Source organism: Pontiella desulfatans (genome assembly GCF_900890425.1).
GTDB lineage: Bacteria > Verrucomicrobiota > Kiritimatiellia > Kiritimatiellales > Pontiellaceae > Pontiella > Pontiella desulfatans.
The window spans coordinates 2902871-2917163 of the sequence record NZ_CAAHFG010000001.1 but is presented as its reverse complement, the minus strand read 5'-3'; the positions used below and the strand labels follow the sequence as shown (position 1 = coordinate 2917163).

Annotated in this window: 9 protein-coding genes and 1 pseudogene; all 10 read left to right on the top strand. The window is 53.5% G+C overall.

Going from position 1 to position 14293, the window contains the following annotated elements:
• Positions 1–21: 21 nt before the first annotated feature.
• The 10 genes and pseudogenes from E9954_RS10305 (at position 22) to E9954_RS10255 (ending at position 14285) form a co-directional block, all read left to right on the top strand.
• On the top strand, positions 22–1476 hold the full coding sequence (locus tag E9954_RS10305) for a sulfatase (protein WP_136079094.1): 1455 nt from the start codon (positions 22–24) through the stop codon (positions 1474–1476).
• Complete coding sequence (locus E9954_RS10300) at positions 1476–3620, top strand: sulfatase (protein ID WP_246046727.1); 2145 nt, start codon at positions 1476–1478, stop codon at positions 3618–3620. The genes E9954_RS10305 and E9954_RS10300 overlap by 1 nt, the downstream gene beginning before the upstream one ends.
• Positions 3617–5497 (top strand): sulfatase-like hydrolase/transferase, encoded by a 1881-nt coding sequence (locus tag E9954_RS10295; protein WP_136079093.1) that lies wholly within the window; start codon positions 3617–3619, stop codon positions 5495–5497. The genes E9954_RS10300 and E9954_RS10295 overlap by 4 nt, the downstream gene beginning before the upstream one ends.
• Positions 5498–5509: 12 nt before the next feature.
• Positions 5510–5785 carry a sialate O-acetylesterase gene (locus tag E9954_RS10290; protein WP_136079092.1) on the top strand — a complete coding sequence of 92 codons (276 nt, stop codon included), beginning with the start codon at positions 5510–5512 and terminating at the stop codon, positions 5783–5785.
• A gap of 4 nt (positions 5786–5789) precedes the next feature.
• Positions 5790–6392 (top strand): annotated as a pseudogene (locus tag E9954_RS10285) (sialate O-acetylesterase).
• On the top strand, positions 6389–7987 hold the full coding sequence (locus E9954_RS10275; RefSeq protein WP_136079090.1) for an arylsulfatase: 1599 nt from the start codon (positions 6389–6391) through the stop codon (positions 7985–7987). The pseudogene E9954_RS10285 and the gene E9954_RS10275 overlap by 4 nt, the downstream one beginning before the upstream one ends.
• Positions 7988–8006: 19 nt before the next feature.
• Positions 8007–9569 (top strand): sulfatase family protein, encoded by a 1563-nt coding sequence (locus E9954_RS10270; RefSeq protein WP_136079089.1) that lies wholly within the window; start codon positions 8007–8009, stop codon positions 9567–9569.
• A 3-nt stretch (positions 9570–9572) separates the two neighbouring features.
• Positions 9573–11303 carry a sulfatase family protein gene (locus tag E9954_RS10265; protein ID WP_136079088.1) on the top strand — a complete coding sequence of 577 codons (1731 nt, stop codon included), beginning with the start codon at positions 9573–9575 and terminating at the stop codon, positions 11301–11303.
• Positions 11233–12819 carry a beta-galactosidase gene (locus E9954_RS10260; protein WP_136079087.1) on the top strand — a complete coding sequence of 529 codons (1587 nt, stop codon included), beginning with the start codon at positions 11233–11235 and terminating at the stop codon, positions 12817–12819. Before E9954_RS10265 ends, E9954_RS10260 begins: the two co-directional genes overlap by 71 nt.
• The gene (locus tag E9954_RS10255; protein ID WP_136079086.1) at positions 12816–14285 is read left to right on the top strand and encodes a sulfatase-like hydrolase/transferase; all 1470 of its coding nucleotides are present in this window, start codon (positions 12816–12818) and stop codon (positions 14283–14285) included. Before E9954_RS10260 ends, E9954_RS10255 begins: the two co-directional genes overlap by 4 nt.
• The last annotated feature ends 8 nt before the right edge of the window (positions 14286–14293 follow it).

Sequence of the window (14293 nt, the reverse complement as noted above, 5' to 3'; positions counted from 1 at the left end):
CGTGTAAAAGGTAAAATTTTCATGGCGTTCTTAATGGGCGCGCTTTGTGCGACGGCCGCCGAAAAGCCGAATGTGCTGCTGATTGCGATCGATGATCTGAATGACTGGATCGGCTGTATGGGCGGACACCCGCAGGCGCAGACGCCGAATATGGACCGGCTCGCCGCGCGCGGGGTACTGTTCAATAATGCCCACTGCCAGTCGCCGGTCTGTAATCCATCGCGCGTTAGTATGATGAGCTCGCTCTATCCGAGCACCTCAGGCATCTACTTCCTGAACCCCGATATCAGTGAATCTCCCGTCGCCAAGGACAGCACCATGATGCCGTTGCGTTTTCAGGACGAAGGCTATTATGTGACAGGTGCCGGAAAAATCTTCCACAGCGGCAAGCAGCACCAGGACTATCTGCCGAACTGGGCTGGAGCCTTTGGTGGCTTTGGTCCGTATCCCGAAAAGAAAATCAGCCCGTTCCCGGGGATGAAATTGTGGGATTGGGGCGTATTTCCGGAAAGGGATGACCTGATGCCGGATTATAAGATTAGTGCATGGGGCGCTGAGCAACTGGCTAAGGAGTACGATCAACCGCTGTTTTTGGCCGCCGGTTATTGGACCCCGCACGTCCCGCAATATGCACCGCAGAAATGGTTCGATATGTATCCGCTGGAAACCCTGCAGTTGCCGAAGGTGGCAGAGAACGATCTGAAGGATATTTCGGAATACGGGGTCAACATCACCCGGCTCAAACATGTTGCGCCGACCATGGAATGGGTCGAAGAAAACGATCAGTGGAAGCCGTTGGTGCAATCCTATCTGGCCTGTGTGAGTTTTGTGGATCATCAGATTGGAAAGTTGCTCGATGCGCTGGAGACCAGCCCATACAAAGACAATACCTACATTATCCTCTACACCGACCACGGTTTTCATCAGGGCGAAAAAGAACGCTTCGCCAAGCGCAGTTTGTGGGAGGACGGCACCCGCACACCGATGATTATTGCCGGTCCCGGCATTGTTGAAGGCGGCGTCTGCTCCAAACCTGCCCAGTTGCTCGACATTTACCCGACGCTGTTGGAACTCACTGGCCTGAATGCCGATCCCAAACTCGAAGGGAATTCACTCGTTCCGCTGCTGAAAAACCCGCAGGCCGATTGGCCGCATACTGCGCGGACAAGTTTCGGACCGGGGAACTATTCGATCGTCTCGGAAGGGTATCGCTACATCCATTACAACGACGGCTCGGAGGAGTTTTACGACCGCACCAAAGACGCGCACGAATGGAACAACGTGATTGCCAATCCGGAATACGCAGCAGTGATCCGAAAACATCGCGCTCAGGTTCCGCAGGAACGTCACGAAGTGCTGGGTCAAAATTCAACTGGTCATAAATCATTTGCCGCAAGCGAAGCGGTCAGTCGGGGCGAACCCGTTCCCGACGATAAGCCAAAGAAGAACAAGAAAAAAAAGGGGAAAAGCAAGTGATGAAGGTAATGAATTCATTCAGTTTCGCCTTCCGTGTCCGCCCTAGTCTTTGCCCGAAGGGGGGAACTTGGCGTGTGATGGTCGGGGTGCTCAGTTTGTTGAGTTCAGTTGCTGCTTTCGCAGCGCAGAAGCCGAGTGTGTTGTTGATTAATGTGGATGACTGGAATGATTGGAACAGCGTGCTCAAGGGGCATCCGCAGGCGATTACACCCAACATCGAGCGGCTGGCCGAACGCGGGGTCACGTTCAGCAACGCGATCTGTGCCTCACCGTCGTGCGGCCCGTCGCGTCCTTCGCTTTTTACCGGCATCGCGCCGTCGCGTTCCGGTAAGATATCAAATGACAGCCGAGGACCCTGGCGCTTTTATGTGGGGCCGGATGCGGTGACCATTCCTAAACTCTTTTCGCAGAACGGTTGGAAAAGCATTGGCATCGCGAAGAACTTTCACAGCGGGGATGAACCCGAATTCGATACCTACATTCCGCCTTTCAAAACGCCGAAAAAACTCAAAGGCGTGGGGATTAAATTGAACGCCTCCGCCATTTGGGATATTGCCGATATCCCCGCCTCGGAAATGGGCGACTATAAGGCGGCGACGGCGGGTATCGAAGCGATTGCATCGAATGTGAATCCGCTCTTTCTTTCGGTCGGCATTTTCCGTCCCCACGTTCCGTGGATTGTGCCGCAAAAATATTTCGATATGTACCCCGTTGAAACCTTGCAACTTTCCGAACGGCGCGAAGACGATCTGAACGATTTGCCGGAGCGCTTTAAACTGGTTGCCGGTTTTGAGGCCAAGTTCGGCAAGGGCTATCACGACATGCTGGTCGAAAAAGGCTACGACAAACAGTTCGTGCGCGCCTATCTGGCGAGTGTCACGTTTGCCGACGAACAGGTCGGCCGCATTCTGGATGCGTGGTATGCCAGCCCGTACGCCGAAACCGGCTACGTCGTGCTGTGGAGCGATCACGGCTATATGCTCGGTGAAAAAGGTGCGTGGTCTAAAATCAAGCCGTGGTACGACTCGTCGCGCAGCAATTTCATGATTGCGGGGCCCGGTCTGCCGAAAGGTGCGGTTTGCGGCAAAGCGGTTTCGCTGCTCGATCTCTACCCGACACTCGTCGAACTGATCGGCCTGCCGAACCCGCCGCAAAGACTGGACGGAAACAGCCTCGTTCCGCTCCTTAAAAATCCGAACGCCGATTGGGATCGCCCCGTGCGGATGACCAGCCAGATGGACGGCGTCTTTTTTGAGTCGATCCTCGATAACGATTTCCGCATGACCCGCCTGGCGACCGGTGAAACGGAGCTCTACAAGCTCGCCGACGATCCGCACGAATTCAGAAACCTGGCGGCGAACCCGGAATATGCGCCGGTGATTAGAAAGCTCGAAAAACATCTCTCGTTCAGCTATCCGGAAATCCCCGCCGACGGCTGGGTCGAGGCGGAATCGGTTCCCGCGCAGACTTCGGCGGACTATAACCGTCGCGAAAATTCCCATTACCCGAGAACGGACGCAAACGCATCGGGCGGGAAAATTATTTGTGTGGATTTTAAAAAAGGGCCGAACACGTATATCGAATTTATCTTCGATGTACCCGCAGCCGGAACCTATCGGATCGGCGCGACGGTTGCAGGGTCCGGAACGTACTCGGTGTTGGTGGACAATGTGAAAAACGATGCCGCGCAATCGGAAGCCGCTTATCCAATGAAAACGATCGGCATGTTGGAGCCTTCCGGCGCGCTCAGCGACGTTCGAATCGGCGTGGTTCGGTTTGACGAGCCGGGTCTCAAAATTATCCGCTTCGTTTCAACCGGACCGAAACAGCAGGTGAAATTCGACCGGCTCCACCTGTTTAAAGACGACAGCGCGACGGTGGCGGAAGCGGCCTTGCCCGTCGCCGCTCCAAAAACATCAAAACGCCACACAAAATCCCCCGGAAAAAACAGCTGGGCCTCGCCGGAGGAATGGAGTCGGGATAGATCCGGATTAGAGTGGCTCTTCCCGTATATCGACCAAAACCGCGACGGTAAGATCGATGCGGCGGAATACGAAGCTCTGCAGCAATTTAAGAAGAAGCATGGCAAGCACTGGAAGGATCAGGCTCGCAAAGAGCTGGAGACCGCAGGGAGAACGCAATGAACAACAATCAAGTGGGACGTCGTAACATTCTGAAATATTCCGCCGTGGGCATTGCAATGGCCGCCACGGCAAGAGCGCAGGCGGAGGAGCAGGCGACCGCGCGGGGATCGAACGGGAAGCGGTATAAAAAAGAGACGCGGAAAACCGAGGTGCTCGTGGTGGGCGGCGGAACGGCCGGTACCCCTACATATTTTAGTAGGTTGCTCGATTTTGAAAAACGGGTAATTTTTGTGGCTTCTCATGTAACAGAAGAAAAAAGGATTATTCGTATGACTAATAAATATAACCTGATTGCAGGGCTCGTTTGCTTCTGCCTGTCTGCAGGCAGCTTTGCAGCGGAACGACCCAATTTGCTGATTTTATTGACGGATGATCAAAAGCTGGATTCGCTGGGTTGCTACAAGCAGGAGCAGCCGCTGCCCACCCCCAACATCGACAAGCTCGCTGCTGACGGCATTCGATTTAACAATGGGTTCGTGACCACACCCATCTGCGCCATATCACGTGCCTGCATTTTGACCGGACGCTACTCCTGTAAGAGCGGGATGACCAAATTTAAATCGCTTATGCCCCAACCGGTTTTTGAAAAAAGCTACAATATGCTGCTCCAGAATGCGGGGTACTACACCGGCCAGATCGGTAAATACGGGGTTCGCTCGACTAAAGAACAACTCGCACGCTTTGATTTCTATGATGCCAGCATGGATCAAGGGCCGATGTTTCGGAACTATAAGGGCAAAAAGCTGCATGACAGTGCCTGGCTGACGCAACGGACGTCCGATTTCCTCGACACGGTTCCCGCAGGGAAGCCGTTCTGTTTGCAGGTCAACTATAAGGCACCGCACGCCTCGTCCTGTCCGGCACCGGAAGATGATCATCGGCTCGACGATTATATCTTCGAGAAGAACCCGCTGGATAATGAAGAAGCCGCGGCACTGGTTCCCGAAATTGTGCGCAATAGCTTCCTCGGGGTCTGTTACTACAAAGACCTGTACGGCGGTTCAGGGTTCAACCCGATCGGCGGGAATTATAAGGAGTTGTATGGCGACGGAGATCCTAGCCTGTTCTCTCGGCAATATTATGAGAAAATCGCCAGCGTCGAACGCTCCGTCGGGCAGATCCGGGCGATGCTCGAAAAGCGCGGCTTGGCCGATAATACCGTCATCATTTTCCTCTCCGATCACGGGAACCATTTCGGCGAAAAACAACTCTACGCAAAATGGTCGCCGTACGAGCAGAGTCTGCGGGTTCCCTTTATCGTCTACGACCCGCGCCCGCAGGCTCAAAAAGGGCAGGTGCGCGATGAAATGGTGCTGAACATTGACGTTGCCCCGACGCTCCTCAGCCTCGCCGGCGTTAAGGTTCCTGAAGTGATGGATGGCAAAAGCCTGCTCCCGCTAATCACGAGTGCCTCGCCCGTAGAGTCTAAAGACTGGAGAACGGAGTTTTTCTTCGAGCATTATCATTCAGGTTGCAAAGGCGTGTACATTGCCCGTAATGAAGGCGTTCGCACGGTCGATGCAAAGTATCTGCGCTGGATCGATCCCCCTCAACCGATCGAAGAGGTGTTCGATTTGAGCAAGGACCCGGACGAACTTAAAAATCTGGTAAACAATCCGGAACATCAGGAACGGGTGAAAAAGCTACGTTCAACTTTCGATGAATGGCGTCAGGCTAATCCGGCAAATTACGAACACATTCCCAGCAAAACGTTCAATGCTCCCGAAATCGATTGGGCTCAATTCAAAAAGAAAAATGCCAAGGACTATAAGAAAATCGCGGCAGCGGTGAACCAGCTCGGTGTGACTTGGGAACAGGCCACTGACGACTGGGAAACCCGTAAGAAAATTTGGAACGCAACGAAGATCTACTATTAGAGGAAACGACTCATGATGCTGAAGAAAATAAAAATAATGGGTGTTGCGCTTTTGTGTGCGGCTTCTGCAACCCAGCTGTTTGCGCAAGGCTCTCAACGCGGCACGGCGCAACCGCCCCTGCACACAGCCGACTTTTCGGTGTTCGCCGAAGCAGATACGATGGACGTTTTTCTGCTGGTGGGGCAGTCCAATATGAAGGGGCGCGGCATGATCGATATGACCCCGAAGACCCAGGCGCGGAACCTGTTTTTCCATTCGAAAAAAACAGCAGTGGTACGTCAGTCGTGATCCTTTGCATGCCCAAGGGACGCCGGATTTGCTCGACGGTAGCGATAATGCCGGGACGGGGCCGGGCATGAGCTTCGCAATGACCTTGCTCGAGCAGCATAAGCAGTGGGCGATTGGCTTGGTCCCCGCCGCGGTGGGCGGAGCACGGATCGACCTATATAAAGAAAACGGAAAATTATACGACCGTTCGTTAATGCTCCTGAACGCGGCGCGGAAGGAATCGCCGCTCAAAACGGAGGTCAAGGCAATCCTCTGGCTGCAAGGCGAGTCGGATGCGACAAAGGCAGGTTGTCTTTCGTATGAGCAAAAGTTGCTCGATCTCGTGGATCGCTATCGAGCGGATTTGGGTACCCCGGAGCTTCCCTTTATCGCCTGCACGATTGGCAGTTTTCTGAAATCCCACAAAAAGTTGAACCAGGGCGAGAAGATCAATGAGATTCTGCTGAGCCTCCCGTCCTAGCGGAAGCATACCGCCTGTATCGATGCCCGCGATCTCACGGGCCACATCGGAGACGAAGTGCACTGCAGTACACAGGCTCAAATCGAAATCGGCAAACGATTCGCCGCCGCCTATCTGAAACTAACCGCATCGGGAAAAACAGAATGAAGAAACAGATTGGATTTTTAATGGCACTGTTGGCTTTTGCGGCTCATTCCGCCGAGCGCAAGCCGGATATTGTGGTGGTGCTGTGCGACGACATGGGCTATTCGTCGGTCGGCTGTTTTGGCGGGGAGATTCAGACGCCGAATATTGATCGATTGGCTGACACGGGGATGCGCTTTTCGCAATTCTACAACTGCGCCAAATGCACCTCGACCCGAATCTCGATCATGAGCGGTCAGTATGAAGGGCGGGCCGGAGGGCGAGCGTTGAAGCACTCGGTTTCCATGGGCGAGGCACTGCGACCGCTGGGCTACCGCACGATCGCCGTGGGGAAGTGGCATCTGGATGAAAAGAAAGATCCGACCCAATACGGATTTGACCGTCATTTCGGACATCTCAACGGGCTGTGCAACTATTTCACCGGGAACGAGCATTACTGGAAAAACGGGAAACCTTTTAAAAAATTCCCCAAGGATTTTTACGCTACGGACGCGTTCACCGATTTCTCGATTGAGAGCATAAAAGAGTCCATTGCCGAAGCGCCGGAACGTCCGTTTTTTCTCTATCTGGCCTACAATGCGCCGCACGGTCCGCTGCACTGCAAGCAACAGGATTTTGAAAAGTATGCGGAGACCTACAAGGTGGGTTGGGACAAGATTCGCGCGGCTCGGTATCAACGCCAGACCGAGATGGGACTCATCGATCCGAAATGGAATCTTTCGCTGCGTCCCGATTTTATTCCGACATGGGATCAATTGCCCGAACCAGAGAAGGCGGTGCAGGCTAAGATCATGGCGGCGTATGCCGGTATTGTCGATAATGTGGATCAGAATGTGGGACGGCTGGTTGAGTATCTGAAAGAGGCGGGGCGCTGGGAGAATACCCTGTTCATCTTTCTTTCGGACAACGGCGCGAGCCCGTTCATGAATCCGAAATTCAAAAACCGCGAGCCGTGGGATCCGGCAAGCACGATTAATGTGGGAGTTGGTTGGGCCAATGCCGACAATACTCCGTTCGGCTGGTTCAAGCAGAATCAGCACGAAGGCGGGATCAGTACGCCCGCCATTGTTCACTGGCCGGCGACCATCAAAGAGCAGGGAACCATCAACGACGAACCGCTGCATGTGATGGATGTTTTGCCCACCTTGCTTGATGTCAGTGGTGGACGCTATCCCAAGAGCTTCCCCGATCGCGAGATCCGCGCGCCTTCCGGCAAATCCTTCCTGGCTCTTCTTCAAGGCGAGAATAAGAAGATCCACGACGAACTGTTTTTCCAATATTCAATCAACCGTGCACTGCGCGTGGGCGACTGGAAGATCGCTTCTGCCCGCAATGGTCCATGGGAACTCTACAACCTGGCAGACGACCGCACTGAAACTCAGAATCTGGCGACAGGGTTCCCGGAAAGGATCAAAGCCATGCAGGCACGCTGGCATGAAATGGCTAAATCAGTGACCAAGGTGAACGATAAGTATTCCAAACCGGTCGGCGATTCGATTATTGAGTGGGGAAAAGATCAGAAGAACGTAAAGAAAAAGGATCCCCGTCAAGGTACACCCGGGAATTTCCATGAGATGGGGAAAAAGAAAAAGAAATGAAAACGATTGAGATTTACTCATGATTAAACAATTTGTATTACTACTCTCACTGTTGGCGGTTACAGCACAGGGCGCTGAAGAGAAGCGCAAGAACGTGTTGCTGATTATTTCGGACGACCAGGGATATTGCGAACTCGGCAGTTTTCTCTCCTTCGCCACGCCTGACACCCTACAGCCCATGAAGAAAGATATTCTGAAAGGCATGCTTAAGACCAAGGGGGGTCGAGAGGCGGTGCAGGTCTGCTTCGATGCCGTAAAAAAGGCCACGCCAAACCTTGACCGCATTGCTGAGAAAGGGATGCGTTTTACCAATTTCTATGCGGCGCCCACCTGCGGGCCTTCGCGCGCGGCGTTGATGTCCGCCAGGTATCCGCAACGATTTGGTGCCTATTCGAATACAGAACTGAGCGATGGTACAGGCGTGCCGAAGGCTGTTGGCTTCCCGGTGAAGGCATTTGCCAATGCGGGTTATCGCACCGGCATTTTCGGTAAGTGGCATCTTGGCAGGGAGGAGGGCCAGCACCCCAACGACAAGGGGTTCGATACCTACTTCGGCTACGACCGTGCGCATACCGACAAGTATGACTCATCACACCTCTACCGGAACAAGACAAAGGCAAAAGCCGAAGGATGGCTCTGCGATCAGATGACTACCGAGGCTCTCGGTTTTCTGGATCAGTGCGATAAGGAGAAGAAACCCTTCTTTATCTTTTTCTCTCTGTGCGAACCCAAACCGCCGAGCCCAACCCCGCCGAAGAAATATATGGATGCCATTAACTCCGGATCTTTCGTTGTGGATTCGCATTTCGGCAGCATCTATGGCATGGATTATAACGTCGGCAAGCTCCTCAAGAAGATCAAAGCCATGGGCGTTGAAGACGATACCATGATTCTATTTGCCTCGGACAATGGGCTCAATAACGGGGTCTGGCGTGAAACCCCGGACTACCGGGAGAAGAAGAATAAAAAACCGACGGGCAAGGCGGCATGGCCGCGGGTGTCTATTCCCGGCAACGGTCCACTGCGCGGTGCCAAGTGGAGCGCCTGGGAAGGTGGCGTGCGGACCCCGATGTTTGCCTATGTCCCCGGCGGAAACTCCGGCCAGAGCGGAGCCCTGCAGCACATGATTGATTTGATGCCGACTGCTCTCGATTACGCAGGAGTCAAAGCCGATGTTCCCATAGACGGAAAGAGTTATCTGCCCCAACTGACGGGTAACTCGAAAGGCGATCCCCGGCGCACCTTGTTCTGGGCGCACCTGGATGCCATCCCCATGGCCATTGACGGACATCCAGAATTGAGAACAGTAGAAAAAGAGTTCAAGACGAAGAAGCGCAAGCACGTGGACTATTTCGCCTCATGGTATGCACGAACAGGCAAATGGAAACTCATCGGCTGGAATAGTGAAAAACCACTACTCTTTGACGTCGCTGCTGATCCGGGGGAATACAAGAACCTGGCGTCACAGCACCCAGAGGTGGTCACTGAGTTGCGCAAAGCATTCCTGAAGTGGATGAAGGAGAATAAGGAACCCTATGTCGGCAAGAAAGAAATCTGGCAACGTATGATGGAGGAGAACTAGACCATGATACAAAATATTAAACCAATGCATCTGATTCTCCCGGCAATAGCGCTGTTCAATATGGCGGTCCATGCTGGGCAAGTGAACGCTCCGAAAAATTTTATCGTCATTTTGGCGGACGATTTCGGCTATGGCGACATCGGCTGTTACCGCGAGCTCTTTCAGGGCGGCGATGACCGGACGCTGGCGCATAAGTTTACGCCGAACTTCGATAAACTGGGGCGCGATGGCGTCCGTTTTATGCAGGCATATACCACCAGCTGGTGCGCGCCCGCTCGTCAAAATCTGCTTTCCGGGCGTTGGTGCAACCGCGCCGATAATGTCCAGCGTCCATGGATGGGCAAGCAGTTGCGCGATCTCGGCTACACCACCTGTTTTGTCGGCAAATCGCACGGCGATAATTCGAGCGCGAAAGTGCTGAACCCGAAGCCCGCAACGGCGGAATATAACGACGGATTTTTCTTTGTCGGCGGAATGCGTAAATTCTATCTGCGCCGAGGTGAAAAATTTCCACGTCGGATCAACTTCAAATCTCAACCCTACGTTGCCAAAGGCGGCGAATATCTCACCGACGTCTTTACCGATTTCGGCACCGAGTTCATCAAACGCTCGGCTCAGGAGAAGAAGCCGTTCTTCCTTTATATGGCCTACAACGCACCCCATTCTCCGCTGGACGGCAAGCTGGAGGACCTCCAAAAGATGTTCCCCGGCGAGTTTGACGGGATCGACGAAGCCGACTGGCGAGAGTTGATGAATGCGTCAGGCGCCCGCAATTTCACGCCCAAACGAAAGAAACGCGCGAAGAAAAAGGGCACCGGATGGTCGCCCGAAACATCGGTTGCTTACCGCCGGATGAAGGAACTGGGCAATGAGAAGTTTATCAAATACAACTTTGCCGCGCTTGTCTATCGCATGGATCTGGGCATCAAAAAGATTATGCAGACGCTCAAAGAGAGCGGGGTCGAAGAGGATACGATGATCATCTTTACCTGCGACAACGGCAGTATCATGGGGTCGAATTATCCGCTCACCGGCTGTAAGTCCAGCCACTTTGAAGGCGGGGTGCGGGTGCCGATGATTTTCTGGTCCAAATCGCTCGCCGATTCAAAAGCGAAAGGGCGTATCGTTGAGGAGCTGTGCCCGACCACCGATATCGCGCCCACGTTGGTCGGGATGGCGACACAAAAGGATCAGCCGGCGTTCCCGTTCGATGGCATTAATCTCTGGCCCTATTTGAAATCAAACACGCCGATCCCCGACGATCAGGTGTTCTATTATTCATCGGGTAGCATCCCGCTCTACAAGGCGTGCGGAGTCTATCTTGAGAAGATGATGGGAACCCTGTCGAAGGAGGTGAGCAAGCGTGCATCCGAATCTTTTGGATCCATTGGGATGAGTGAGGGCATTTTTAATGCGGTTTATGTAAAAGGCAAAGATAAGCTCGTCTACTGGTCAACGACCGACGGTTCTGTTCAGGGCGCGGTGCATAAGGAGCTTCCGACCAATGCGCGTAACACGGAAAGTCCTGAGTCCTTTTTTAAGGAGGAGCAGGTTGTCGGAGGAAAATTACCGACCAGCGAAGCGGGTCAAAAACTGCTGCAAGAGTTCATCGATTACACGAACGTCCGTGGGGCAGGGGAGCTGATGCACGAGCCCGTTTTCGATGGCACGGATACCACGAACGAGAAACGGGCCAGAGAGTATAGGCCTAATTATAAAACTAAGACTAAATAAAGTGAGTCTGATGAAAACGATTATATTTTGCTTTTTTATGTGCGGGCTGTTTATCAGCTTTGGCGCCATCGCGCAGGAGACCGCGTCGGTTACGTTGGAGGATACGGGCGAGGCGTTAATCAATCCTGGGATGGGGTGGACGATGCACTTCTATTCCAACGTCGCGCGCAACTATGGTTCCAAACTGGAACCCTCCGACACACTTGAGGATTTCCCCGGCGTTTCGACGGTTTACCTGCGCCTTCCGTGGGCCTACCTTGAGCCCGAAGAGGGTAAGTACAATTGGGCAATATTGGATACACCCGCGCAGCGTTGGATCGCGGAGGGAAAGAAGATCGCCTTGCGTTTGACCTGTTCTGAAAGCTGGATACCCTTTGCCACGCCTGAATGGGTGAAGGATGCGGGCGCCAAAGGAACTTTTTTTATTCATGGCAAAGGTCCCTCACCAGACGGGAATCTGTGGGATCCGTTCTTCGACGACCCTGTTTATCTCAAAAAACTCGAAGCGTTTATTGCCGCCTATGCCAAACGCTACGACGGCAATCCAAACGTGGAGTTTATTGATGTCGGCACCTATGGCATCTGGGGCGAGGGACACACTCATGCCAGCAGTAAACAGGATAAAATCGAACTCCAGAAACTGCATATAGACCTGCATCTGAAGTATTTCAAAAAAACGCTGTTGTGCATCTCCGACGATTTTGCCGGGCACAGCAAACCGGGGAAGCGGTTTCCCATCACAGACTATGCCTTGAGCCAAGGCGTAACCATTCGCGATGACAGCATCTTGGTGCAACCGGACAGTCGAGCCTGGTATCATGATGAAATGGCACAGGCCTTCTGGCCCACACTGCCGGTCATCCTCGAACATGAGCATTATGGGTCATCCAAGCAACGGGGTGCCTGGGATCCTGATCGGCTGGTCAAATCGGTGGAAGAGTATCATGCAAGCTTTATGTCGATTCACTGGTGGCCTCGGATTGAGCTTGAGGAGAATCGCGAAGCCATCGATCGCATTAACCAGCGCATGGGCTATCGGCTGATGCCGCTTTCTGTAACCTGGCCCAAAGCGGTACCCATCGCTACTTCGCCGGATGCGTTCACTGAACACCTGAATGCCTACCCCTATGGAGATATCAGCAAGAATTTTAAGGTGACCTGGACCTGGGTCAATAAGGGCGTCGCGCCCTGTTACCCCGGCGGCTACCCGGCACTGACCATTAAGGATGAAAAGGGTGGCATCGTTTCCCTGCTGGTGGATGATTCGCTGAATCTGCGCGACCTTGAGGTGGGCGCCATTGGCGAAGCTCCGGTTAAAAAATGGGTCAGCGAATTTATCGTCGGTCTCTATGCCCCGACCACCCGGCCGGGAACCTACGACCTCTATATCTCCGTCGGTAAACGCGACGGAACTCCTACCATTGCCATGCCGTTGAATGGGGATGATGGCCAACGGCGTTACAAAATCGGTCAGATCACTTTGAAACCAAAAGAAGTCGAGGGGCAGTCGGAATGAGAAAGTTATTGATGATCGTATGTGGGCTGTGCCTAACCCAGTCAGGGTTGGGACAGCAATCAGAACCGGTGAGTAAGCCGAATGTGGTCGTTTTTCTGGTTGATGATATGGGCTGGAAAGATCTCGGTTGCTATGGTGCCAAGTTGTACGAAACGCCGAATGTGGATCAGCTCTGCGCGGAAGGGATCCGCTACACGCAGATGTACACGTCCGCCCCGATCTGTTCACCCGCGCGCGCGACGCTGATGACCGGGCGCAATCCGCTAAAACTGGGGATGTGGACCTATACGCATATTCTGTCGCCGGACACAAAAACCATCCTGCCGGGCTACCTCAAAGAGCGCGGCTATCAAACGTGGCACGTCGGTAAATGGCACCTCGGACAAAATTCAGACGGAACCTTGCCGCACCAGCTGGGATTCGACCGCAATATCGCCGGCTCGACGGCGCATCAACCCGGCACCTTTTTCTGGCCGTACAAATTCACACAAGCCGGCACCGATCCTGTTCCGCCGGATAGCACGAAATTCAATAGCCTGATGAGTTCCGGCAAAGCGGGCGAATATCTGACCGACCGGTTGGCCACAGAAACGTTGCAGCTGATCGATCAACGCGACCCGCATAAGCCGTTCTTCCTGAACTTCTCTTTCTACCAGGTTCATAATGCGGATCGCGGTAAGAAAGAGGGCAAACCGGCACTGGTCAAAAAATATCAGCAAAAGATAAACCGGCTGGACCTGAAGCCGACGTATCGCAAGGACCCCAAAACCGGACGGAAACTGCTGACGAGCGAAACCAACCCGAAATATGCCGCCATGATCGAATTGATGGATACCGCCGTCGGCCGAGTGGTCGCCAAACTCAAAGCCATCGGTGAATACGAAAACACGCTATTTCTGTTTCTCTCCGATAACGGCCCTACGGTCAACGATGTGCCGTGCGCGCCGCTCAATGGCGGAAAAAACTCCACCTACGAAGCGGGCGTCCGCGTCCCCGCGATTGCCGTTTGGACGGGAAAAATCAAGCCCGGCACTGAGTATAACGGGCCGGTCTATCTGGCCGATATTTTCAGCACGGTAATGGATGTGACAGGCGCAACATTGCCCGCGGATTATGCGAGCGACGGCTACTCGCTGGTGCCTACCTTTTATGGAAAATCGCTGGACGTAAAACGGCAGCTTTTCTGGTATTTCCCCGAAAACCGACCGCACTGGGGGCAACGCGCCAATGCCGCGCTTTTTGACACCGCAACCCAGATGAAATACATCCTGTTTTTTACGGGTGACGAGGATGAGATGTATCACATCCCGAGCGACATCGCAGAGCGCAAGAACCTGATTAATGAACGGCCCGAACTGGCGAGCCAATTGCGGAACTCGCTCAAAAAGAAACTCAACTCCCTTTACCCGAATCTACCCCCACCACCAGAACAATATAAACCCGGCGTCGAAGCCCGCCTGAAATAAAGAGGAAG

Excerpts from the sequence above, each read along its gene's own strand:
- E9954_RS10305 (WP_136079094.1), top strand. The coding sequence starts at position 22 with ATGGCGTTCTTAATGGGCGCGCTTTGTGCGACGGCCGCCGAAAAGCCG.
- E9954_RS10255 (WP_136079086.1), top strand. The coding sequence starts at position 12,816 with ATGAGAAAGTTATTGATGATCGTATGTGGGCTGTGCCTAACCCAGTCA.
- E9954_RS10260 (WP_136079087.1), top strand. The coding sequence starts at position 11,233 with ATGGCACGGATACCACGAACGAGAAACGGGCCAGAGAGTATAGGCCTA.
- E9954_RS10275 (WP_136079090.1), top strand. The coding sequence starts at position 6,389 with ATGAAGAAACAGATTGGATTTTTAATGGCACTGTTGGCTTTTGCGGCT.
- E9954_RS10295 (WP_136079093.1), top strand. The coding sequence starts at position 3,617 with ATGAACAACAATCAAGTGGGACGTCGTAACATTCTGAAATATTCCGCC.
- E9954_RS10270 (WP_136079089.1), top strand. The coding sequence starts at position 8,007 with ATGATTAAACAATTTGTATTACTACTCTCACTGTTGGCGGTTACAGCA.
- E9954_RS10265 (WP_136079088.1), top strand. The coding sequence starts at position 9,573 with ATGATACAAAATATTAAACCAATGCATCTGATTCTCCCGGCAATAGCG.
- E9954_RS10290 (WP_136079092.1), top strand. The coding sequence starts at position 5,510 with ATGATGCTGAAGAAAATAAAAATAATGGGTGTTGCGCTTTTGTGTGCG.
- E9954_RS10300 (WP_246046727.1), top strand. The coding sequence starts at position 1,476 with ATGAAGGTAATGAATTCATTCAGTTTCGCCTTCCGTGTCCGCCCTAGT.